Consider the following 21,620-nt stretch of genomic DNA (forward strand, 5'->3'; position numbering starts at 1 on the left):
GCCCCGCGGGCCCCTTGCTGACCCCCGCCCCGTCGACGAAACGCGGTGACCGAGACCATGAGCCCCCAGCAGACCGCCACGGACGACCGAACCGGCACAGGCGGCGGCATCGGCCGCATCGTCGCCGCCAGCCTCATCGGCACCACCATCGAGTGGTACGACTTCTTCCTCTACGGCTCCGCCGCCGCGCTCGTGTTCAACACCCTGTTCTTCCCCTCGAGCGACCCCCTGGTGGGCACGCTGCTCGCCTTCCTCACGTACGCGGTCGGCTTCGCGGCCCGCCCGCTCGGCGGCGTCGTCTTCGGCCACTTCGGCGACAAGGTCGGCCGCAAGAAGCTCCTCGTCCTCAGCCTGCTGATGATGGGCGGCGCCACCTTCGCCATGGGCCTGTTGCCCACCCACGCCGGCATCGGCGTGTGGGCCCCCGTCCTGTTGACCGTCCTGCGCCTGGTCCAGGGGTTCGCCCTCGGCGGTGAGTGGGGCGGCGCGGTCCTGCTGGTGTCCGAACACGGCGGCGACCGGCACCGCGGCTTCTGGGCGTCCTGGCCCCAGGCCGGCGCGCCCGGCGGAAACCTGCTGGCCACCGGTGTGCTGGCGCTGCTCGCCGCGGTCCAGTCGGACGAGGCGTTCCTCGCCTGGGGCTGGCGCGTTCCCTTCCTCCTGTCCGGCGTGCTGGTCGTGATCGGCCTGTGGATACGGATCTCGGTCACCGAGTCGCCGGTCTTCCTCCAGGCGCGGGAGCAGCGGGAGAAGGCCGCCGCCCAGGCCGCCAGGGCCGCCGGCGGGGCCGCCGAGGCCGCCAGGGCCGCCGCCGAGAGCGTCAAGGAGGAGGCCCCCGCCGTGGACGTCCTCCGCAGGAGCTGGCGCGCGGTCCTCACCGCCATCGGCACCCGCCTCGGCGAGAACATCTCCTACTACATCCTCAGCGCGTTCCTACTGGTCTACGTGACCACCCACCTCGGGCTGCCCAAGAGCGAGGCCCTGAACGCGGTCCTCATCGGATCGGCCGTCCACTTCGTCACCATCCCCCTGTGGGGCGCCCTCTCGGACCGCATCGGCCGACGCCCCGTCACCCTGATCGGCGCCCTCGGAACGACCGGCTGGGCCTTCGCCTTCTTCGCCCTGCTGGACACCGAGTCCTTCCCCGTCATCGTGCTGGCCGTCACCGTGGGCCTGCTCCTGCACGGCGCCATGTACGGCCCGCAGGCCGCGTTCATCTCCGAGATGTTCGACACGAAGGTCCGCTACTCGGGTGCGTCCATGGGCTCCCAGCTCGCCTCCATCGTGGGAGGCGCGCTCGCGCCGATCATCGCGGTGGAGCTGCTCAAGGAGTACGACTCCTCCGTCCCGATCTCGATCTACCTCGCCTGTGGGACGGCCCTCACCGCGATCACCGTCCTCCTCGCCAGGGAGACCGCCGGCCGCGACCTCGCCCACGACAGCGCCACCACCGGCGTACCCCCGGCCACCGGCGCACCTCACGCCACCGACGTGCCCCCGGCCACCGACGTACCCCCGGCACCCCTCCCGACCGGCAGGACAGAGATCTATGCTCCGCACCGTGACAGCCCCCAGTGATCAGCACGCCAGCGCCGGCCTGCGCCGCCTGCTGGACCTGCTCGCCCAGGGCGCCCCGGCGGAAGAGTTCGCCCGCCCCTCGGCCAGGGCCCGGGAAGCCGGAGCACCGGCCGCCGAACAGAAGGCGATCGAGGAAGCCACCCTCGTGGCCCTGCGCATCCGCCGTACGCTCAACCAGCACCGCCGGCGCGAAGCGGAACTCACCGCGCTCTTCGACACGGCCAGCGACCTGGCCGCGCTGCGGGACCTGGACGCGGTCCTGCGCGCCATCGTCCACCGGGCCAAGCTGCTGCTCGGCACCGACATCACCTATCTGTCGCTCAACGACCCGGCGGCCGGCGACACGTACATGCGGGTGACCGACGGCTCCGTGGCCGCGGCCTTCCAACAGCTGCGCCTGGGCATGGGCGAGGGACTCGGCGGCCTGGTCGCCCAGACCGCCCGGCCCTACGTCACCGACGACTACCAGCAGGACACCCGGTTCCGCCACACCCGGACGATCGACAGCGCCGTCCGGGCGGAAGGGCTGCGGGCGATCCTCGGCGTGCCCCTGCGGCTCGGCGCCCGGGTCATCGGCGTCCTCTACGCCGCCGACCGCGCCCCCCGCGCGTTCACGGCCGAGGAGATCGCCCTGCTCTCCTCGCTCGCCGACCACGCCGCCATCGCCATCGACGGCGCCCGCCTCCTGGACGAGACCCGGGCCGCGCTGGCCGATCTGAGCGCGGCCTCCCGGACCATCCGCGCCCACAGCGAAGCCATGCGGCGCACCGAGCAGGCCCACGACCAGCTCACCGACCTCGTCCTGCGCGGCGGTGACACCACCGACGTGGCCGCCGCCATCGCCGACATCCTGGCCGGCGGCATCCTCATCCACGACGCCGACGGCGCCGAACTGGCCCGCAGCGGAACCGAACCGCTGACCCCGCCCGCCCCCGCGGTCGCCACCTCCCGCACCAGCGGACGCGCGGTCCCCCTCGACGGCACCTGGGTGTGCGCGGTCCTGGCCGGCCCGGAACTCCTCGGCAGCATCACCCTGACCGGCCGCGCCGACCTGGAGGACGCCGACCGGCTGCTGTTCGAACGGGCCGGCGTCGTCACCGCGCTGCTCCTGCTGCTGCGCCGCTCCGTCACCGAAACGGAGGACCGCGTACGGGGCGAACTGCTCAACGATCTGCTCTCCCGCACCGGCGATCCCGGCAGCCTGACCAGCAGGGCCCGCCGACTGGGCGTGGACCTGGCCCGCCCGCACGCCGTGTTCGTCGCACACGGCGAGAGCGCCCCGCGGCAGCGGCTGTACGCGGCCGCCGCCCGCCTGGCCCGGTCGCGCAAGGGGGTGGCCGGCCTCCACCACGACCACGTCGTGCTCATCACCCCGACCGACGCCCCCGGCCCCACCGCCCACACCCTGGCCGGCGAACTGGGCCAGGCCCTCGGAACACCGGTCACCGTCGGCGCCGCGGGCCCGGCCGACGGCGCCACCCGGATACCCACCGTGTACGACGAGGCGCACCGCTGCCTCTCCGCCCTCCGCGCCCTGGGCCACACGGGCCACGGCGCGGCCCTGCCCGACCTCGGGTTCGTCGGCCTGCTCATCGGCGACCGGGTCGACCTGGCCGCGTACGTCCATACGACGCTCGGACCGGTGCTGGACTACGACACCGAACGCGGCACCGAGCTGCTGCGCACCCTCGACACGTACTTCGCCCACGGCAGCAGCCTCACGAGGACCAAGGCCGCCCTGCACGTCCACGTCAACACGGTGGTACAGCGCCTCGACCGCGTCGGCCGCCTCCTCGGCGAGGACTGGAACGCACCGGCCCGCGCGCTCGAACTCCAACTGGCGATCAGGCTCCACCGCCTCACCCAGCGACTCGACGGCCCGCCCAGGAACACCTGACCGCCAGCGCCGCGCCGAGAGGGAGCCGCGCCGGCCAGGTGTACTCGGGTATCACGGGGCCGCGAGGTCGGGCGCGGTCCAGCCGGAGAGGTCGTAGTCGGCCATGCACCGGTCGACGGCCTCGCCCAGTTCGTCCGCGAGTCCCCCCTCCATCGCGTGCTGGTAGACGTCCAGGCGGTTGAGGGTGCCGTTGCCCGCGTAGAGCCGCTCGTACAGCGCGTGCCGGCCGGCGAACTCGCTGCCGATGCCGTCCCACAGCAGCTTCATCAGCTTCGCCCGTTGTTCGGCGCCGGTTCCGTTCGACCCCCGCATGTACCTCTCCAGGTACGGGCGCAGCTCCGGGTTGCGGAAGTCGTCGGCGTGCGAGGTGAGATAGATCAGCCCGCTGCCGACCGCGGTCTCGATCAGCTCGCGCACCCGGGCGTACATCGTGGGGGCCAGCACCCGGTGGGCGTGGGCGGTGTCGGTGTCGGGCAGCAGGCCGCCGCCGGGGCCCGGCTGGCCCCGTTCGGCCATGGCGTGACTCAGCGCCCAGACGGTGTGCCGCCAGGCCAGGGCCTCGCCCACGGCTGTCCGGACGCTCTCGTGGGCCCGGGCCCCGGTGACGTCGACGGCCCGCAGCAGCAGCCCGCACAGGAAGTCCAGCTTGACGCCGAGCCGGATCGCCCCGTGGAAGACGAAGCGGGGGAGGAAGCCCGAGGCCGGCAGGAAGGCGTTGGCCTTGTCCGGGTTGCGGTGGATCAGGACGTTCTCCCAGGGGATGACCGCCCGGTCGAAGACGACGATGGCGTCGTTCTCGTCCAGCCGGCTGCTGAGGGGGTAGTCGAACGGGCTGCCGGTGGTGTGCGCCGTGAGCTCGTAGGACGTACGGCAGATGAGTTTCAGGCCCGGGGTGTCCAGCGGCGCGATGAAGGCGCTGGCGAAGGCGGGGTCGGTCACCCCCGCGCCGGCCGGGGCCACGAAGACGTGGTGACTGCAGGCCGCCCCCGTGGCCACGATCTTGGCCCCGCTGACCACGATGCCCGCGTCGGTCTCCCGGTCGACCCGCACGTACACGTCCCCGACCCGGTCGGGGGGCCGGTGCCGGTCCACGGGGGGATCGACGAGGGCGTGGCCCAGGAACAGGACCCGCTCCTGGGCCCGCGCGTACCAGGCACGGGCGTTGTCCGCGAAGGGAGCGTAGAGCTGCGGGGCGGCTCCCAGGGTGCCCAGGAAGGACGCCTTGTAGTCGGGGGAGCGGCCCATCCAGCCGAAGGCCAGCCGCTGCCAGGCGGCGATGGCCCGGTGGTCCGCCCGCAGGTCGGCCACCGAGCGCGGGACCCGGAAGAAGGGGTGCGTGAAACCCGTGCCGCCGGTGTCGGTGGCCGTGGTCAGGTCGGCCGCGCGGCCGGGGTCGTGCAGCGCGTCGTACAGCCGGGCCACCGAGCGGATGTGGTTGCGGAAGGCGGGGTGCGCGGTGACGTCCGGCACCTTCTCCCCGTAGATCCACACTTCACGCCCGTCCCGCAGGCTGTCGAGGTACTCGGGGCCGGTCAGCGGTCGGCCGGGGCGGGCTGGCGAAGCCACGTGAGGCTCTCCCGGGGGTCGGGCGTACGAGGTCCGGTGAGGCGGCGCCCGGCGTCGACGACCGCCCCCAGCACGCTGTCGACATCGGCGGCGGAGCTGCGGGGGTTGATGGTGCACAGCCTCAGCACCCGCTCTCCGCGCACGGTGGTCGGCAGCACCATGGCGTCGCCGCGGGCGACGACGACCTCGCTCACCCTGCCCTGCAGGGTGTCCAGTACGGGGCCGGGGCCGAGTCCCGCGGGGCGGTAGCGGAACGTGAGCACGCCCAGGCTGGGCGCGGTGACGCACTCCAGCTCCGGGTCGTCGGCGATGCGGTCCGCCGCGTGGTCGGCGAGCCGCATGCCCCGTTCCACGGCCTCCCGGAAGGCGCTCGCGCCGAACGTCTTCAGCGACAGCCAGAGCTTGAGGGCCCTCAGGCCGCGGCTCTGCTGCAGGCCGTGGTCGGAGAGGTTGACTTCGTCGTCCCGGCTCTCGGACGCGGTGAGGTAGCCGGTGTCGAGGTAGTGGCGCGACAGCCGGAAGCTGTCGCGCAGCAAGGACGGCCTGCGCAGGAGCACACACCCGAGGTCGTAGGGCTGGAAGAGCCACTTGTGCGGATCAACGGTGAGGGAGTCGGCCAGCTCCAGACCGTCCAGCGCCGCGCGGCCGCGGTCGGTGATGCGGGCCGCGGCGCCCAGGGCGCCGTCGGCGTGCAGCCACAGGCCTTCGCGCCGGCACAGATCGGCGATCGGGCGCATCGGGTCGACGGCGCCCGTGCCGGTCGTGCCGGCGGTGGCCACCACGAGGAAGGGACGCAGCCCGGCGGCCCGGTCCGCACGGACCCGGCGGGCGAGGACGTCCGGCGCCAACCGGAACCCGTCGTCCGGCTCCAGGGCCACCAGCTGGTGACGCCCGAACCCCAAGATGTGCAGGGCCTTGGCCACCGAGGGATGTGCCTGGCTGGAACAGTAGGCGCGGGCTCCCCGAGAGTCGCCGCGCAGGCGGGTGTCGCGGGCGACGGTCAGGGCCGTCAGGTTGGCCTCCGACCCCCCGGTGACGAACAGTCCCCCGCTGCCCGGCGCCAGCCCCAGCAGCTCGCAGAGCCAGGAGACGGTGACGAGCTCGATCTGCGTGGGCCCGGAGCCGACGAGCCATGCCCCGGGAAGGGACAGGAACGCCGCGTTGAGGGCATCCGCGAGAACGGCGGGGAAGGTGCCCGCGGACGGCACGAACGCGAAGCACCGGGGGTGGTCGGACCGCATGCCCGCGGTCAGGACGGAACCGGCCAGCCGCTCCAGCAGGCCGACCAGGTCCTCGCCGTGCTCCGGTACGGGCTCGGCCAGCAGGTGCTCGAGTTCCGCGCGCGAGCGCGGTACGTGCGCCGGCCCGCCACCCGGCCGGGACAGCCGCGCGACGACGAGCTCGACGAGCCGGTGGCCGGCCCTCAGCATCTGCTCGTCGGCGAGGGTCAGCGGTGGCAGGTCCGCGTGGGTCCCTACGGCCTCCGCGGCGGTCATGTGGCCGCCCTCACCGTCGCCGGACGGAGGGCCTCCACCCACGCGCGCGCCCGAGGGGCCAGCACCGGGTCCGGGCTCACCGCCGCCACCCGCTCGGCGAACTGCGCCAACATCAGCTCGTCGCCGCACGCGACCGGGTGCGCCGAGCACCGTTGCGCCCACAGCAGCGCCTCCCCGGGCCCCGGCCGCGCCGGCGTGCCGTCGTCCAGGCGCCGCGGGCGGCCGCCCGCGTCCAGGACGTAACGCCCGGGAGCCGGTAGGGGAGTCGCTTCGAGGTCGCGGTCGGCGTACGAGAGGAGCTGACTCCAGGGCCGTACGCTCGTCGACACCGTGCGAACGGGCAGCGAGGGCTGAAGACAGGCCAGCACGTGCAGCCCCAGCATCGGCAGCAACCCCGCCTCGGCCTCGGCCCGCTGGGCCAGTGCCACGACCGTCTGGAAGCGCGGGTTGATCTCCACGGCCAGGGGCTGCTCGCCGTCGAGGACGAAATCGACCCCGTACGCCCCCCGGTAGCCGGCCCCCCGGAGCCGCTCCCCGATCCGCCGGGTGGCCTCACGGGCCGCCCGATAGGCCGACCCCGGCAGGTCACCGGCGTTCAACAGCTGGTTGCCGCAGTGGGCGCCCCACCGCGATCCGGTCGCCGGCAGCCCCACCAACTGCTGGGTGACGGCCGAGACGACGACCGCGCCGCCGGTCACGCAGGCACTGACCGCGAGCGACACGCCGTCGACGAACCGTGCCACGCGCAGGGACGCCCCCGGCCACGCGTCCATACAGGCCTGGAGCTCTTCCGGGCCGCGGACGAGCCGTGTGCCCTGCCCGGTCGAATTGTTCTCGCGGCGCTGTACGACGGCCGCCGACCAGTCGGCCTTCCAGTAGTCGCGGGCAGCCGGCCTCTCCCGGGGCGGAACCACCGCGTAACCAGGGGTACGTACCGTCGCGGCACCGAAGAGGTCCAGCACCTTGATCTTGTCGCCGGCCGTGGCGGTCACGGCGGCGTCAGCGGCGAGGAGCGGCAAGCCGTTCGCCGTCGCCCAGTCGTGAGCCGACCGGCTGTGCTCGGGTGCGAAGGCCACGCAGACCTCGGGCAGCCGGCCCGGGGCCGGCTCCGGGTGGCCTCCCGGCGGCCGGCTCGATCCCGCCCCGGGGCCGTCGCCCGGGGGTCGCGGCGGCCGGCAGCAAGGGACCAGCTCCGAGACGAGGCTGTGGCGAACGGGCGGCAGCCCACCGCCCAGTGCGCCGAGCAGCGCCGCCGAGCGGTCCAGCCAGTGGATGCCGGCCACCAGTTCGCGCAACCGCCGGGTGCCCTCCTCGAGGTCGACCCCGTCCAGGAGCGTCGGCCCCTCCGGTGCGCCCGGTGGTGGCTGGAGGACTGGTTTCACGACGGGCCCACCTCTGCATGATGATCCGCTGACATTCCGACATGCTCATCAACCGGCGTGCCCTTCTCCGGGTCACGGCTCGACGGCCTCGTCACCGCGTGAGCCGTGACCGGTCCGCGCACCCTTCGTTATCCCGGGGGCCGTGACCTGCCCACATGAGCTGATGAACGGGTCATCGGACCCGATGGCTCCGAGCCTTGCGCTTCGAGCGTCGAGTTCCGAGCCCTTCGCTCCGGGCGCGACTCCTCCCAAGGAACCTCTCGATGACGTCATACAAGACCTGGCCGATGGTGGCCGTGATGGCCGGGCTGCTCTCCGCCGCGACCACCGGAGCGGCTCTGGCGGACACGAACGACAACCTGGCCGATCCGCCGATCACCTGTGCGGCCTCCCTGCTGGCCGTCGACCAGGGCCGGCCCTGTATCACCGAGCAGACGATCGAGCAGGACATCCGCAGGAAGAACGCGAACAGTACGGACGTCATCGACTTCGCCGATGTCGTCGTCCCCTTGGACGGCATGGTCGCCCCCTGACGCCGCGGGCGCACCCATCGACCTCGCCCACCCGCTGAACGCGATCCGGCCGCGGCCGGACGCGCTCGACACCACGCGAACCGCTCGACACCACAAGGAGAGACATGCGCTCCGCCTCCGCAGGCGCACTCATGGCGACCATCGCCCTGCTGGCCCTCGCTCCCGCCGGCACGGCCTGGGCCGACTCGAACCGGAACGTCCACAGCCCGTCGATCCTGTGCGGCCCCGGCCCGCTGACCGTTTCCCGGACCCACGAGCCCTGCGTCGCCCGGCAGACGGGCACGCAGCGCATCGTCAAGGAGGGGACGACCGACTTCGACGGCATCAACTACATCGCGGCCGCCGTCCCGGGCACGGTGGGCTGAGATGCGGACGACGACCCGGGCGGTTCTGCTGGCCTCGCTCACCGGCGCGCTCGGCCTGGTGACCACGGGCGCGGCCGTCGCCGACAGCAACCACGCCCAGCAGAAGCCGGTCATGCTGTGCAACATCGTGCTGCTCTCGCCGGGCGCCCAGGTGGACGGCGGCTGCGAGGCGGTGCAGATCAGCAACCAGCACATCGTCAAGCAGCACAGCGTCAGTCAGGAGCTCATCGACTACGTGGGCGTCTCGCCGACGGGCCTCCTCTGAACGCTCACCGGGCCCTCCGCACCCGGCGGCGGCTCACGCTCGTCGGCCACGGTGACCGGTCACCCGAGCACGAGGGGGAGCCGCGTGGCCAGGCCGCCCAGGTCCGCCTTCTGAGCCTCCGTCGGGGCGCGCCGTCCGGTGCCGACCAGCAGCGCGTCCCGGTCGGAGAACGACGCGGGGAACGCGGCCCGGGCGATCTTCTCCAGCATCTCGCGGGACCGGGCGAGCCCTTCCGCGGGCGGCTCCGCCGCGCCCGGGAGGTGGGCGATCAGATCGAGGTGGTGCAGCGTCCACTCCAGGACGTACGCGGAGAGGTAGTCGCCCGCGGTCAGGACCTGGTCGCGGGTGCGGACCCGGAGGCGCGGGTCGACGAGCGCGGCGGCGCGGCCGGCGGCGGAGCCGACGTCGTCGAGGTGGAAGGTGAGCAGCCGGGGCTCCTCGTACGCGGCGGCCAGCCGGACGGTCAGTGCGTCGAGCGGGTCGTCGCCGGTCGGTGGCGTCCGGGCGACGTCCCAGTACGTCACCGCGTCGCGGGTCGGTTCGGTTTCGGCGGGGGTGACCAGGGTGATCAGGACGTCCTGAGCGTCGATGATCAGATGGCAGACCAGGTCCCGTACGAGCCAGCCGGTGCAGCCGGACGGCCGAGCGAAGTCCTCGTCCGCGAGCTCGGCGACCGCCGTGCGCAGCGCCGTCCACGAGCGTGAGAAGAGATCCACATCGGCACGGTAGTGCGGGGCCGCGAGGACGGACAATCGCGGAACGTACCTGTCCGCTATCCGCGGGAGGCTGGACTCATGACCGACCACGCATGGAACCCCCTGCTCCGGGAACAGATCGCCGCGCACTGGACCGGCCAACTGCGCGATCGCCTCGACGGCCTCACCGACGACGAGTACTTCTGGGAGCCGGTGCCCGACTCCTGGAACGTGCGCCCGCGCGATACCGGTACCGCACCGGTGCGCGCCGGGTCCGGCGCGATGACCATCGACTTCGCGATGCCGGAGCCCTGCCCGCCACCGTTCACGACGATCGCCTGGCGGCTGGGCCACGTGATCGTCGGAGTGCTCGCGGCGCGCAACGCCGCGCACTTCGGCCGTCCGCCCACCGACTACCAGTCGTTCGCGTACGCCGCGACCGCGGCCGAGGCGCTCGCCCAGCTCGACGAGGAGTACGCCACGTGGCAGGCCGGGGTCGAGTCCCTCGGTGAAGCCGGCCTCGCGCGTCCCTGCGGGGAGGCGGAGGGACCGTACGCCGAGCGCCCTCTGGCGGCGCTGGTGCTGCACATCAACCGCGAGCTGATCCACCACCTGTCCGAGGTGTGCCTGCTCCGCGACCTCTACCGGCACACGCACCAGAACACCCACCAGAACACGCACCAGCAGAACCGACAGGAGGCGAGCTGAGATGGCCCGCGATGTCCAGATCACCTTCGACTGCGCCGACCCCGCCCGGCTGGCGGCGTTCTGGGCCGAGGCCCTCGGCTACCGGCTGCAGGACCCGCCCGGGGGATTCGAATCGTGGGAGCAGGCGCTGGAGGCGATGGGCGTGCCGCCCGAGCGCCGCAATGACGCCTCGGCGGTCGTCGACCCCGACGGCTCGGGCCCGCGGCTGTTCTTCCAGCGGGTGCCGGAGCACAAGCAGGCCAAGAACCGGGTGCACCTCGATGTGCGGGCCGCCTCCGGGCTCGGGGGCGACGCGCGGATGGCGGCCCTGGAGGCGGAGGCCGAGCGGCTGACGGCCCACGGCGCCACCCGGCTCCGCCGCCACGAGCCCGCGCCCCCGCTGGGCACCGGCCATCTCGTCATGGCCGACCCCGAGGGCAACGAGTTCTGCCTGGACTGACGGCCCGAACAGACGGACCGTGAGCCCCAGGGGGCGGCTGACGAAGGGATCGGCCGCCGGAAAACCGGGTGCGGCGTGGCCTGGCAGATCCTTAGCCTGAGGCGAATGGACTGTGTGCGGGTCAGGCCGATGCGGGAGGACGATCTCCCATCGGCGGAACGGGCGTCGGCGGTCACGTTCTTCGAGGCGGATCGGAGCACCAGGCGGGTCAGCTATCCGGAAGCCGAACCACGGTCGGCGGTCGCCTCGCGGCAGTGGATCGACCGCATGCGCTTCTGCCTGAGTGTCGACCCGGGAGGGTGCTGGGTCGCGGTGGGGGAGGGCGCCGGCGCCGACAGCGTGGTCGGGTTCGCCGTCTCGCAGAACCGCGGCCGGCTGTGGTTCCTCGCCACGTACGGCGTCCTGCCGAGCCATCAGGGGCAGGGCATCGGCAAGCGGCTCATGGACGCCGTCCTCGCCCACGCCGACGGGCGACCCGGCATCTTCTCCTCCAGCGTCCACCCCGGGGCCACCCGCCGGTACCGACTGGCGGGCTTCTCCCTCCACCCGCAGATGCACATGGTCGGCGTCGTCGACCGGTCCGCGCTCCCCGCGGTCGACGGCCTGCGGGAGGGCCGGGCCGACGACTTCGAGTGGATGGACCGGCTGGACCAGGACCTGCGGGTCGCGGGCCATGGCCCCGACCACGGCTACCTGCTCGACACCCTCCGGCTGGTCGTGTCCCGGGACCCGGCCACGCCGGGATACGTCTACATCGACGACAGCGGGAGGGCGTCGCTGCTGGCGGCCGCCCACCCGGAGACCGCGCGGAGGCTCCTGTGGGAGGCCTTGGCGTCCTCCGAGGGAGAGACCCTGGTCAACTGCATCACCACCCCGAACGAGTGGGCGGTCGACGTCGGCCTGGCCGCCCGTCTCGACATCGGCCAGGAGGGCTATATCGCCGTCCGCGACATGCCCGTCCCGGCGCCCTACCTCGCCAGCGGGCACTTCCTCTGACGGCTGACGGCCTGCTACGTCCGTGGGCCGCGGCGTCCCGAGCCGCCGGCACCACCGGTCGCGGCTCGGCTCAGCAGTTGCGGACGTACCAGACGGGCGTCCAGTCCTGGCTCGAACTGGCGGAGTACGCGCCGGGCGTGGTGTGGATGACGTTGTGGTTCTGGTCCAGGAACTGGGCGCGCGTCCCCGGGGTCTGGTTGTTGATCCAGGAGCCGTGGCCCTCCCAGTTCGACAGCGAGTACGTGTCACACCGGTAGAGGTTGAACTGGGAGCCGGTGAAATCGGGGCCGGTGAACATGCAGAAGTTGCCGGCCGGACAGTCGGCGGCGGCCGCCGGGGTGGTCAGTCCGAGCAGCGTCGCGGCAACGAGTGCCATGACCGCGAACAGTGCCGTGATCGGCTTGCGCAGTGTCATATGAGGCTCCCCCTGGCTGGTCCGGACGGCTGGTCCGAATGGCTGGTCCGGATGGACGGCTGCTCCGGGCGGCTGGCCCGAACGGCCGGCCGCCTGAGGGCGCCATGCCAGTGGGCCGTCCCCAGGACAGCAGGGATTCCCATGTCATGGCGCCGACATCCTCGCGATTCACCCGTCCAGGTGGTGTTGGTGCGCAGGCGCCCAACCCCCGCCCCCGACCCCGCTTCCCCCGGGTGAAACCACTGTCTACGATCGAACGGTCGTGTGACCTGCGGGTGGGGTGGGGGAGCTGATGTCGTACGTCGTGCGTGTGCCGCTGGAAGACGGCGAGAGCGTGCTCGTCGAGGTCGAGGGCCGCGAGGAGGAAGCCGAGGGGTGGACCCGCGTGGGCCGCGCGGGGGACGCCGTACGGAGCATCGGTACGACGTTGCAGGAGGCGCTCGCGCCGGTGCGGCCCGCGATACGTGCCATCGTCGAGCAGGTACGGGACGGCATCGACCCGCCGGACCGCGTGGCCGTGGAGTTCGGCGTCAAGCTGGTCGCGGAGGCCGGCGTCGTGGTGGCGCGCCACCCCGGCTGACGGCCGATGTCGTGGGCTGGCGCCCGGTCCTGGACGACGACACCGGTGACCTCGCCCTGTTACGGCTGCGGGCGACGCCCCCGAAGGCGCGCGCGTCCCGTGGCTGGTGGAGGCCAACGAGCTGTGGGACCACCCCGTACGCCTCTTCGGCTTTCCCGCCCGCCGTGAGCACGGCATCTGGGTGAGCGGCCACCCCGCCCAGGTGGCGGCCCGGCTGTCCTGACTGCTCACCGACCTGGTCGCGGCCACCCCGCCCCGGTCACGGCTGCGGGCCCTGCTGACCACGCGCTCCGGCTCGCTCGACCACCTCCTCACCGAGGTCGGCCAGGACGCCCTGCGCGACGGTGTCGAACTGCTCGCTCCCATGCGCCGGGAGCAACTGCACGCCGCGGTGACCGGCCCACTGTCCCCGATCCCGCACGTGCGCTTCGAACCCGACCTCGTCGCACGGCTCCTCGACGACGCGGAATCCCAGCCGGGCAGCCTGCCCCTGCTGGAGTTCACGCTCACCCGGCTCTGGGACCGGCGCAGAGGAAGACGGCTCAACCATGACGCGTACGAGGCGCTGGGAGGCGTCACCGGAGCCCTCGCCGACTACGCGGAAGAGGTCTTCCGCCATCACCTCCGGCCCGCGGAGCAGGCCACCGCCGGCAGCCTGTTCGTCCGGCTCGCCCGGCCCACCGGCACGATCGCGGTCGACGTGCGCACGGGCAGGCAGAGCGCCGCGTACCTCCCGGGGGCGGTCACGGAGGCGGTGCTGGGCGGACGAGCGTTGATGAGCTGCGACGGGGACCGCGCGGTGCGGGTCACGGAGGTGGACGCGGGCGCCCGGGAGCGGCGGGTCGCGCTGACCCGGGCGCGGTGCGGCGGCTCCGCCGTGTACGTGGACGCGACGGGTCGGTACGCCTTCTTCAGGGTCGGTGACGGCGCCGCGGACATGAACGTGGTGGAGGCGGTGGACGTGCTGGGCGGAACCGTGTCGTACGGGGCCCCGCCCCCTCATGACCACAGGGCCGCGTTCCTGCCGCGCCCGGACGGACGCGTCGCGGTGCTGTCCACGCAGGGCGGCGACTTGATCCGGTACGTGATGCCCCAGCCCCGTGCGCCCAAGCGCGCCTCGATGTCCCCCGGAGGCGGTTCCCCTGGCCGACGGCAAGGACGGCAAATACCGCTTGGTGGAACGTTCGAATGGCGGTGACGCCGTTGAGGTCTGGGACACGGCCGAGGACCGGGTGCTCACACCGGCGCCCCCGGTCCGGGAACGCCTCCTGCGAGCGCGGGAGGTCAGCACCACGCAGGCGGTGTTCACGGCCGACAACCGCCATCTGGCGATTCTGCACGGGCGCGACCTCACGGTCATCGCCGTCCCGGACATGACCCTGGAACACGAGATCGCGATCCCCGCCCCCGGCGGCGCGGGCGCGGTACGCGGGGGGTCGCTCACCGCGGCGGAACGCCGCCTGCTCCCGAAGGGCGCGGTCTCGGACGGCCTCTGCCCGTGACACGGTGATGGTTAGCGCTTTCCGTGGACAAGGGCGCCGGTCACGTCGAGCGAGCCGTCGAATATTGCCGTGCCGTGTCGTCGGTGGGGATGCAGACTCCCTCCATGAGGGAGATGCGGGCGTTCCGGGAGGAGGTCCGCGGCTGGGCGGCCGGCGGTCCCGGCGGGCAGGCGAGCGACCTGGCTACGCGGCTGGGGCTGCGGACGGCGGTGCTGCTGGAAGGGCTCAGCGACCTCGCGGCCGTCGAGACACTGGCCGCCCGGCGTGGCCGGGACCTGACCGCCGAGGGGGTGTGCGTGGTGCCGATGGGCGGGGCGATGAACGTCGGCCGCTACGCCGGCCTCCTCGGCCGGCCGTGCCTCGGCCTGCGTCTGACAGGACTGTGCGACGAGGGCGAGCAGCGCTTCTACGACCGCGGTCTGGGGCGGACAGGGGCGCCGCGCCGGGACGTCTTCGTGTGCGTGGCGGACCTGGAGGACGAGCTCATCCGCGCGCTGGGCACGGAAAGGGCCGAGGAGGTCGTCCGGGCCGAGGGCGACCTCCGCGCCTGGGAAACCTTCCTGCGCCAGCCCGCACACCAGGGCCGCCCCCGGCAGCGGCAGTTGCGCCGCTTCCTCGGCACGAAGAAGGGCCGCAAGATCCGCTACGGCCGCCTCCTCGTCGAGGCCCTCGACCCCGAACAGGCACCGGCCCCGCTCGACGACCTCCTCACCAGCCTGTGACGCGGCGGCGCTGCTCTGGACGGTGCTAGCCGGGCAGCGGACCCGGCGGGACCGGTCCACTCGGCCGGTCCCGCTCACCTTCATGCGGCGGACAGACGCCAGGCCTGTACCAGGCAGTACTGGTCCACGCCTGCCAACTCCTGCTCGCGCCCCACCGCGGTCTCCAGCACATGCCTGTCCGAACGCAGTGGCGAGTAGAACGGTGCCCTTTCTGGGTTGAACGCCCAATGGAGCCGGAACCCGTACAGGCCCGGAGACGGGAGCGGCGCCGCGAGCTCCTGCCACCTGCCGTCGAACGTGAACACGCCCAGCACTCCGCTGGGCAGATCCACGTCGGTGTCCTCAGTCCCCGACCACGGCGCCGCATCAGACGGTGGCGCCGTGGTCCAGCTCTCCAGTCGGACCCGTACCGACACAACGGCCGATGGACACTGCAGGTACACCATCCCCGGTGCTGCCCATAACCAGCGGTCCTCGGGCATATCGGGTGTGTACGTGTCCGACACGCACGCCTCGTCGACCAAGCCGAGGGTCCTGTAGGAGACCGTCGCCTCCACCTCTCCCGTGCCGATCAACCTCGTCATTTCTGTCCTCCGTGGCGGGCCCGCAGGGCGTCAGGCGCGAGGAGCGGAGCGGCGGGCCGAGAGGCGGCGGCGCGCCAGGACCAGGGGGACGGCACCGGCGAAGGCCATCGCGGCGGGGGCCGCGGCGCCCGCCGCGCTGAGGCCCTTCTGGTCGAAGGTGCCGGGAACGGGCAGGGTGTCCCAGCGGTTGATCGGCCAGGCGATGACGAAGGCGCGCCCGACGACGTTGTCCACGGGCACGAAGCCGCGGTCCGCCTCCAACTGGTGGTAGCGCGAGTCCTCCGAGTTCTGCCGGTGGTCGCCCATCACCCACAGCCGGCCCTCGGGCACCGTGACCGAGAACTGCCCCTGGGGGTCGGTGCTGCACGGAGTGTTGCCGGGGAACACGTACGGCTCGTCCAGCGGCTTGCCGTTGACCTTCAGCGGGCCGGTCCCCTCGCACTCGACGGTGTCGCCACCGACCCCGATGACGCGCTTGATGAGGTCCTTGTCGTCGGCGGACGGCATCAGCCCGATGAAGCCGAGCGCCTTCTGCACCACGTTGGGCTCGGGTGTCGGCGTGTTCCGCAGCCAGCGCCCCGGGTCGTGGAAGACGACGACCTCGCCGCGCTCGGGCTCGGAGCCGAACCACGGGGTCAGCTTGTCGACCAGGACCCGGTCCCCCCGCTGGAGGGCGTTCTGCATGGAGTCGGAGGGGATCGAGAACGCCTGCACCAGAAAGGTCTTGATCAGCAGCGCCAGCACCAGTGCGACCACGATGAGCAGGGGGAGTTCCTTCCACAGCGGCCGCTGCTTCTTCGCGGACGTCCCGCGCCTGCCCGGCGTCACCTCCGGCTCCCCGGGCCCCTCGCCGGCACCCTCCCGCTCCGACCGCGCACCGACCGCCACGTCCCCCACCTTCACTCCTCACTCGTGATCGCCGCCCGTCGCCCCGTTCGTACGCGGTGCGGGCCCGGTATCCCTTCGACCGGCGGGGAGTTCCGGAGTGGCAACCCTATACAAAGAGGGAGGAGACGGCCGTTCAAGGGCCGGTGCCGGTGCCGGTGCCGGCACCCGTACCGACACCGGCACCGGCACCGGAGCCCGCGCCCGCGCCGGTCGCCTCCGCCGCCTCGGCGAAGGCCCGGACGAGCGGTGTCTCGGCCGCGGTACGCCATACCAGCGCCCAGCGCGAGGGTTCCGCGTCGCGGATCGGCACGTACCGGATGTCGGGCCACTGGTAGTAGTCGGCGGCCTCGGCCTGGGTCAGCGCGACGGCGTGCCCGGCCGCGACGGTCGTCAGGACCTCCTGAAAGGTGTTCACGCGAAGTCCCCGGCGGACGGGCCGGCCGCTCGGCGTACGGAAGGGGATGAGGCCGGCCTCCATGTAGTGGGGGATCGGCCCGGCGGGGCCGAGCACCGCGTGGTCGCCGAGGTCCTCCAGGGTCACGGAGTCCTCCGCGGCCAGCGGATGAGTACGGGCCGCCATGATCACGACGGGGCTGGTGCGCAGCACCGGCCCGACCGTCAGGTCCGGCTCCCGGACCGGGAGCCAGAGCACGCCGACATCGATGTCCCCGGACCGCAACGGGGTCAGTGGGTCGGGCGGATGGATTTCCCGGAAGCGCAGTTCCACCTCGGGACAACGGCGGCGGAACAGCTCGATGACGTCGCCGATGGCGCGCGCCATCGCCCCCATGGTGCCCAGGGTCAGGGTCCCCGACATGCCACGCGCCGCCGCCGTGACCGCGTCGATGCCGGCGACGATCTGCTGGTAGCCGGCGCCGAGCTGGCGTTGGAGCTGCTGGCCGAGGGGCGTCAGCCGGACCGTGCGGGTGGTGCGGTCGAACAGCGGTGCGCCGATCCGCCGCTCCTGCTTCTTGATCGACTGGCTGACCCGGGCCGGTGTAAGCCGCAGCCGCTCCGCGGTCCGGCCGAAATGCAGCTCCTCGGCCAGCGTCAGAAAGATCTGAATGTCGCGAAGGTCCAACACCGCTCCCCGGGATTGTCGTCAAACGCTTAACAGTACGTTGCCAAGATCGGCCTTGATGCCGGCGCACCCCTGCCCGAGGCTGAATGCCGTCAGAAACGAAAGGAATCACCATGGAAGCCTCAGGCACCGCCGCGTCGCGGGTCTGGTTCATCACCGGGGCGAGCCGCGGCCTCGGCCGCGCCTTCACCGAGGCCGCGCTCACCGCCGGCGACCGCGTGGTCGGCGCGGCTCGCGACATCTCGCCCCTGGACGAACTCGCCGCCCGGCACCCGGACCGCCTGCTGGCGCTGCCCCTCGACGTCACGGACCGCTCGGCGGTCTTCGACGCCGTCGACCGGACGGCCGGGCACTTCGGCCGGCTCGACATCGTCGTCAACAACGCCGGGGCCCTCTTCGCCGGGATGGTGGAGGAGTTCACCGAGGCCCAGGCCCGCGCTCAGATGGACGTCAACTTCTTCGGCGCGCTCTGGGTGAGCCAGGCCGTGCTGCCGCGGCTGCGGGCCCAGGGCGGCGGGCACATCGTCCAGATCTCCAGCATCGGCGGCCTCGGTGGCTTCCCCAGCACGGGGCTCTACAGCGCGAGCAAGTTCGCGCTGGAGGGCATGAGTGAGGCGCTGGCCGCCGAGGCGGCCCGGTTCGGCGTCAAGCTGACCATCGTCCAGCCCGGCGGCTACTGGACGGACCTCTACACCGGCAGCACGGCGACGGCCCCCGAGCCGGCCTACGACGCGCTGCGCGCGGAGCTGGCGGAGCAGTGGGCGCAGGGGTCGGTCGACAGTGATCCGCGGCTGGCCGCCGAGGCGCTGATGAAGCTGGTCGCCGCCGACGACCCGCCGCTGCGGCTCCTGCTGGGCAGCATGGTGTACGACGTCGCCTTCGACATCTCCCGACGGCGCATGGAGTGCTGGGCGGGCTGGGAAGCGGTCAGCCGCGCCGCCGAGCAGGCGACGTCCGGCCCTCCGGCGGCGAGCTGACGGGCGGGGGGCCCACGGAGCCGCCGGCGCGGGCCCGGGCCGCCCCGCGCCCCGCTCGTGTCGGCCGGGCCCGCGCCGCGCCCCGCTCGTGTCAGCTCCGCGCCTCTGCGGGAAGGTCCTTCGCCAACTCCTCCGCCGAAGCGAGGCAGTCGGCGAGCCGTTCGCGCTCGCTGTCCCGGAGGGGCGTCGCGCGTACGTGGGCGAGCAGGGCCCGGGCCCGCTCGGGGTCCTCCTGGCGCAGGGCGAGTTCCGCGCGGTACACGAGGGCCTCGACGAGGTCCACGGGGTCCGCGCTCTCCTGTTCCCGGGCCAGGTTCGCGTCCAGAATCTTGATGGCCTGGGCGATGTCGCCCTTGGAGTCACCGAGGACGACGGCGTTCTCGAGCGCCGTGGCCAACTTGTTGGCGGGCGACGGCGCGGCGGCCGGCTCGGGCTGCTCCTCGGCGGTGAAGATCCGAATCCAGTTGCCGCCCGGATCGACCATGGTGAACCCCGTCCGGCGGCCGTCGTTCTTGCGCTTGCGGGGCGTGGTCACCCTCGGTATCCCCGAGACGGGCACCTTGCCGTACGCCGCGCGCAGGCCGTCCGTGAAGGCGCGGTGCAGGGCGCCGGTGTCGGGGACGTAGAGCGCGCACCCGCCGTAGGAGTCGGCGGGATCGAAGCCCTCGATCGCGAAGAAGTGCATCTCAAGGTCTTCGCGGCGGAGGGCGACGTAAGGGGTGGGACGGGCCTGCCGGTATGTCGTGGAGAACCCCAACGCCTCGTAGAACGTCACGACATCGTCGATCGAGTGGCAGGGCAGCATGGGGATGGCCACCTCGTTGGCCATGCGGACTCCTCGGCTAGTCGAAGTTGACTAGTGGCAGAGTAGCGCGCCCTGAGGGGGTGTGACCCCGTCCGGCGCCGATCCACGGGTACGGGCTCCGGCTCCTCGGGTACGGGCTCCGGCGCGGCGACGGCGGCACGGTCGACGGCCGCCCCCTCATGGCTGCTCAGCGCCTCAGCAGGTCGTCCAGCTCGGCAGCGAAGAGCTGGTCGCGCAGATGCGTGTCGAACGGCGTGACGGGCTGGCCGTGCCCACGGTCTCGACGCGTGGCTGCGGGCCCTGAAGGCCACGGCCGAGGCCCGAGCCTGCGACCAGCCGCGCGACCAGGTGCGCTGAGCGACGGGGTCGTTTGTGCGCGGTGCCGGGACAGTGTCCGCATCTTTGTGGCTTCTGTCAGTACGGCGGTCCCGGCGGGGCGGGGAAGACTGCGCGTCGGACGTTCCCGGCCCGCCCCCGCGGTGGGGGCCGGTGACATGAGGAAGTGCAAGGGGAGGGCGGTCACGGTGGGTGCGCAGCTGTACGACGAGATCGGTGAGGCGTTCGAGGGGTTCAAGTCCTTGCCGCTGGCCCAGTACGTGGAGGTGCCCGGATTCCTGGCCATGGTCGGGGACGTGCGCGGCAAGTCGGTCCTCGACCTGGCCTCGGGCACCGGTTTCTACAGCAGACAGTTCAAGCGGCGCGGTGCCACGGACGTGCTCGGAATCGATATTTCCAGTGAAATGGTCGCCGCGGCCCGAAAGTTCGAGGAGCGCGATCCGCTGGGAGTGCGCTACGAGGTGGGCGATGTGTCCGACCTGCGGCCCCTCGAACGGCGCTTCGACGTGGCCACGGCCGTCCAGCTGCTGAACTATGCGCAGGACGCTGCCGCCATGGAGCGAATGTGCCGCAATGTGCGTCGGAGCCTGGTGCCCGGGGGCGAGTTCTTCGTGTTCCTCCAGAAACCCGACTACCGCTTCGACGGACCGTCCCTGCGCAAGTACGGGTTTCTCTGCGAGCTGACCGGCGAGGAGGCCGAGACCGGCCCGCGAGTGAGAATCACGGCGCTGCTCGACCCGCCGATCTCGTTCGTCAGCACCTGCCCGCGCCGTGAGGTCTACGAAAAGTGTCTGCGGGCGGCCGGATTCGGCGACGTGACCTGGGTCCCCCTGGAGGTCTCCGACGCCGGCCTGCGCGCCTTCGGCCCGGACTACTGGGCGGACTTCCTCGCCAACCCCCCACTGGAGATGCTGCGCTGCCGCGCCTGACGTCATCGGCTCCCGGCGCGGGGTGAGAGGCCGCAGCCCGGCCCCAACGGCGACCACCCCGGCGAAGACCACGACGACCGCGGCCGGGGGCCCGGGCGGCCGGTCAGCCGAGGCGGCGCCCGGGCCGGCCGCCGTACCGCACGCGGTGGTTCGGCCGCCGCCTCGGCGAAGCGCTTGCCTACGACGGGACGAAAGGCGGGCAACCTCGATCAGGCCCGCCCTCGTGCGGGTGTCTGAAGGGCCCACGGGTGTCCGCTGTCACTCCATCGGACGGGCGCATGATGTCGCTTGCCGCATCGGTTGCATTTGTGCCCTGTGTCCATCTCGACCAGTGCCCACAGGCGTATTCGACGTGACGGAGCCGAGGTGCCGGGCCCACTGGCAGGCTGTCGCAAACGCTCGCTCCATCGAATCTCGATGCTGTGTGTGAATCGGTTTTCGGCCTGCTCATCGGAACATTTGACTGGCTTGATCAGTGGCCGGTAGCAATGACCGCGCCCCCCGGCGCCTGCCGGCACAGCCCGACGCCTCGCGATATCTCTCCGCTGTTCTTCGGCCGACCGGAAAACCGGGCGCAGGTGCCCGTTGGGGTTCTTTCCCTCATCCGACTCGATATCCGACTCATGCAATCGGAGGTTCCCCCATGGCGTTGAAGAAGCGGGTGTGGTCAGGGCTGCTCATGGTGAGCACCGCGGCCCTCGCGGCAATGCCGACGGATGCCACAGGCGCGGCCACGGTCGTACCGGGCCCAAGGGTCATCACGGACCCGGGATTCACGAACGTGCAGGTTCCCGCGGGGGTGAAGCACATGGTGGTGACTGCCTGGGGCGCCGGCGGCGGTGGTGGCGGTGGCGCGGGCGGCCAGGGCGGAGGCGGGGGAG

At 72.5% G+C, this 21,620-nt stretch carries 23 protein-coding genes and 1 pseudogene; 15 read left to right on the top strand and 9 right to left on the bottom strand.

The annotated features are described in order from the left end of the window. The first annotated feature begins 57 nt into the window (after nucleotides 1–57). A complete protein-coding gene (locus ACSNOD_RS13635) occupies nucleotides 58–1,578 on the top strand; it encodes an MFS transporter (RefSeq protein ID WP_436767180.1) in 1,521 nt (506 codons plus the stop codon). Then, the gene (locus tag ACSNOD_RS13640; RefSeq protein ID WP_436767160.1) at nucleotides 1,550–3,475 is read left to right on the top strand and encodes a helix-turn-helix domain-containing protein; all 1,926 of its coding nucleotides are present in this window, start codon (nucleotides 1,550–1,552) and stop codon (nucleotides 3,473–3,475) included. Before ACSNOD_RS13635 ends, ACSNOD_RS13640 begins: the two co-directional genes overlap by 29 nt. Nucleotides 3,476–3,526: 51 nt before the next feature. Here ACSNOD_RS13640 and ACSNOD_RS13645 read toward each other — a convergent pair whose 3' ends face one another. From ACSNOD_RS13645 to ACSNOD_RS13655, 3 genes are read right to left on the bottom strand one after another with little or no spacing between them, the layout of a single operon-like run. Continuing rightward, complete coding sequence (locus tag ACSNOD_RS13645) at nucleotides 3,527–5,041, bottom strand: 4-hydroxyphenylacetate 3-hydroxylase N-terminal domain-containing protein (RefSeq protein ID WP_436767161.1); 1,515 nt, start codon at nucleotides 5,039–5,041, stop codon at nucleotides 3,527–3,529. Next, nucleotides 5,008–6,537 carry a pyridoxal phosphate-dependent decarboxylase family protein gene (locus ACSNOD_RS13650; protein WP_436767162.1) on the bottom strand — a complete coding sequence of 510 codons (1,530 nt, stop codon included), beginning with the start codon at nucleotides 6,535–6,537 and terminating at the stop codon, nucleotides 5,008–5,010. The genes ACSNOD_RS13645 and ACSNOD_RS13650 overlap by 34 nt, the downstream gene beginning before the upstream one ends. Then, on the bottom strand, nucleotides 6,534–7,919 hold the full coding sequence (locus tag ACSNOD_RS13655) for an ATP-grasp domain-containing protein (protein WP_436767163.1): 1,386 nt from the start codon (nucleotides 7,917–7,919) through the stop codon (nucleotides 6,534–6,536). The genes ACSNOD_RS13650 and ACSNOD_RS13655 overlap by 4 nt, the downstream gene beginning before the upstream one ends. A 263-nt stretch (nucleotides 7,920–8,182) precedes the next feature. Between ACSNOD_RS13655 and ACSNOD_RS13660 the strand changes: the two genes are divergently transcribed. From ACSNOD_RS13660 to ACSNOD_RS13670, 3 genes are all read left to right on the top strand, one after another. After that, nucleotides 8,183–8,452, top strand: a complete 270-nt coding sequence (locus ACSNOD_RS13660; protein ID WP_436767164.1) for a hypothetical protein — start codon at nucleotides 8,183–8,185, stop codon at nucleotides 8,450–8,452. Between the two features lie 104 nt (nucleotides 8,453–8,556). Then, nucleotides 8,557–8,817, top strand: coding sequence for a hypothetical protein (locus tag ACSNOD_RS13665; RefSeq protein ID WP_436767165.1), 261 nt, complete (start codon nucleotides 8,557–8,559; stop codon nucleotides 8,815–8,817). 1 nt (nucleotide 8,818) lies between these two features. Continuing rightward, the gene (locus ACSNOD_RS13670; protein ID WP_436767166.1) at nucleotides 8,819–9,082 is read left to right on the top strand and encodes a hypothetical protein; all 264 of its coding nucleotides are present in this window, start codon (nucleotides 8,819–8,821) and stop codon (nucleotides 9,080–9,082) included. A gap of 59 nt (nucleotides 9,083–9,141) precedes the next feature. Here ACSNOD_RS13670 and ACSNOD_RS13675 read toward each other — a convergent pair whose 3' ends face one another. Continuing rightward, entirely contained in the window at nucleotides 9,142–9,798 is a 657-nt protein-coding gene (locus ACSNOD_RS13675) for a maleylpyruvate isomerase N-terminal domain-containing protein (RefSeq protein ID WP_436767167.1), read from the bottom strand. 78 nt (nucleotides 9,799–9,876) lie between these two features. On the opposite strand from ACSNOD_RS13675, the gene ACSNOD_RS13680 reads away from it, so the two are divergent. The 3 genes from ACSNOD_RS13680 to ACSNOD_RS13690 all read left to right on the top strand — a co-directional run bounded on the left by ACSNOD_RS13680 (nucleotide 9,877) and on the right by ACSNOD_RS13690 (nucleotide 11,920). After that, nucleotides 9,877–10,485, top strand: coding sequence for a DinB family protein (locus ACSNOD_RS13680; protein WP_436767168.1), 609 nt, complete (start codon nucleotides 9,877–9,879; stop codon nucleotides 10,483–10,485). A gap of 1 nt (nucleotide 10,486) precedes the next feature. Then, nucleotides 10,487–10,924, top strand: a complete 438-nt coding sequence (locus ACSNOD_RS13685) for a VOC family protein (protein WP_436767169.1) — start codon at nucleotides 10,487–10,489, stop codon at nucleotides 10,922–10,924. Nucleotides 10,925–11,053: 129 nt separating this feature from the next. Then, nucleotides 11,054–11,920 carry a GNAT family N-acetyltransferase gene (locus tag ACSNOD_RS13690; protein ID WP_436767181.1) on the top strand — a complete coding sequence of 289 codons (867 nt, stop codon included), beginning with the start codon at nucleotides 11,054–11,056 and terminating at the stop codon, nucleotides 11,918–11,920. A 70-nt stretch (nucleotides 11,921–11,990) separates the two neighbouring features. Here the strand turns inward: ACSNOD_RS13690 and ACSNOD_RS13695 are convergent, their stop codons facing one another. After that, complete coding sequence (locus ACSNOD_RS13695) at nucleotides 11,991–12,335, bottom strand: peptidase inhibitor family I36 protein (RefSeq protein WP_436767170.1); 345 nt, start codon at nucleotides 12,333–12,335, stop codon at nucleotides 11,991–11,993. 292 nt (nucleotides 12,336–12,627) lie between these two features. Here ACSNOD_RS13695 and ACSNOD_RS13700 point away from each other — a divergent pair, with 292 nt between their 5' ends. From ACSNOD_RS13700 to ACSNOD_RS13715, 4 genes are all read left to right on the top strand, one after another. Further along, entirely contained in the window at nucleotides 12,628–12,915 is a 288-nt protein-coding gene (locus ACSNOD_RS13700) for a CU044_2847 family protein (protein ID WP_436767171.1), read from the top strand. 277 nt (nucleotides 12,916–13,192) lie between these two features. Then, nucleotides 13,193–14,113, top strand: coding sequence for an nSTAND1 domain-containing NTPase (locus ACSNOD_RS13705; protein ID WP_436767182.1), 921 nt, complete (start codon nucleotides 13,193–13,195; stop codon nucleotides 14,111–14,113). Beyond that, entirely contained in the window at nucleotides 14,091–14,417 is a 327-nt protein-coding gene (locus tag ACSNOD_RS13710; protein WP_436767172.1) for a hypothetical protein, read from the top strand. Before ACSNOD_RS13705 ends, ACSNOD_RS13710 begins: the two co-directional genes overlap by 23 nt. Before the next feature lie 104 nt (nucleotides 14,418–14,521). Continuing rightward, nucleotides 14,522–15,139, top strand: a complete 618-nt coding sequence (locus tag ACSNOD_RS13715; RefSeq protein WP_436767173.1) for a TOPRIM nucleotidyl transferase/hydrolase domain-containing protein — start codon at nucleotides 14,522–14,524, stop codon at nucleotides 15,137–15,139. An 80-nt stretch (nucleotides 15,140–15,219) separates the two neighbouring features. Here the strand turns inward: ACSNOD_RS13715 and ACSNOD_RS13720 are convergent, their stop codons facing one another. The 3 genes from ACSNOD_RS13720 to ACSNOD_RS13730 form a co-directional block, all read right to left on the bottom strand. Next, complete coding sequence (locus tag ACSNOD_RS13720; RefSeq protein WP_436767174.1) at nucleotides 15,220–15,723, bottom strand: hypothetical protein; 504 nt, start codon at nucleotides 15,721–15,723, stop codon at nucleotides 15,220–15,222. A 30-nt stretch (nucleotides 15,724–15,753) separates the two neighbouring features. Further along, on the bottom strand, nucleotides 15,754–16,620 hold the full coding sequence (gene lepB / locus ACSNOD_RS13725) for a signal peptidase I (protein WP_436767175.1): 867 nt from the start codon (nucleotides 16,618–16,620) through the stop codon (nucleotides 15,754–15,756). A 124-nt stretch (nucleotides 16,621–16,744) separates the two neighbouring features. Further along, complete coding sequence (locus ACSNOD_RS13730; RefSeq protein ID WP_436767176.1) at nucleotides 16,745–17,695, bottom strand: LysR family transcriptional regulator; 951 nt, start codon at nucleotides 17,693–17,695, stop codon at nucleotides 16,745–16,747. A 110-nt stretch (nucleotides 17,696–17,805) separates the two neighbouring features. On the opposite strand from ACSNOD_RS13730, the gene ACSNOD_RS13735 reads away from it, so the two are divergent. Next, a complete protein-coding gene (locus ACSNOD_RS13735; RefSeq protein WP_436767177.1) occupies nucleotides 17,806–18,669 on the top strand; it encodes an SDR family oxidoreductase in 864 nt (287 codons plus the stop codon). Between the two features lie 91 nt (nucleotides 18,670–18,760). On the opposite strand, the gene ACSNOD_RS13740 is transcribed toward ACSNOD_RS13735, so the two are convergent. Then, entirely contained in the window at nucleotides 18,761–19,498 is a 738-nt protein-coding gene (locus ACSNOD_RS13740) for a VOC family protein (protein ID WP_436767178.1), read from the bottom strand. A 500-nt stretch (nucleotides 19,499–19,998) separates the two neighbouring features. Here ACSNOD_RS13740 and ACSNOD_RS13745 point away from each other — a divergent pair, with 500 nt between their 5' ends. Both ACSNOD_RS13745 and ACSNOD_RS13750 read left to right on the top strand, forming a co-directional pair. Then, nucleotides 19,999–20,739 (top strand): class I SAM-dependent methyltransferase, encoded by a 741-nt coding sequence (locus ACSNOD_RS13745; protein WP_436767179.1) that lies wholly within the window; start codon nucleotides 19,999–20,001, stop codon nucleotides 20,737–20,739. A gap of 643 nt (nucleotides 20,740–21,382) precedes the next feature. Beyond that, nucleotides 21,383–21,620, top strand: a pseudogene (locus tag ACSNOD_RS13750) (hypothetical protein); the annotation flags it as partial.

Source organism: Streptomyces sp. URMC 123 (assembly GCF_051386515.1).
Lineage (GTDB): Bacteria > Actinomycetota > Actinomycetes > Streptomycetales > Streptomycetaceae > Streptomyces.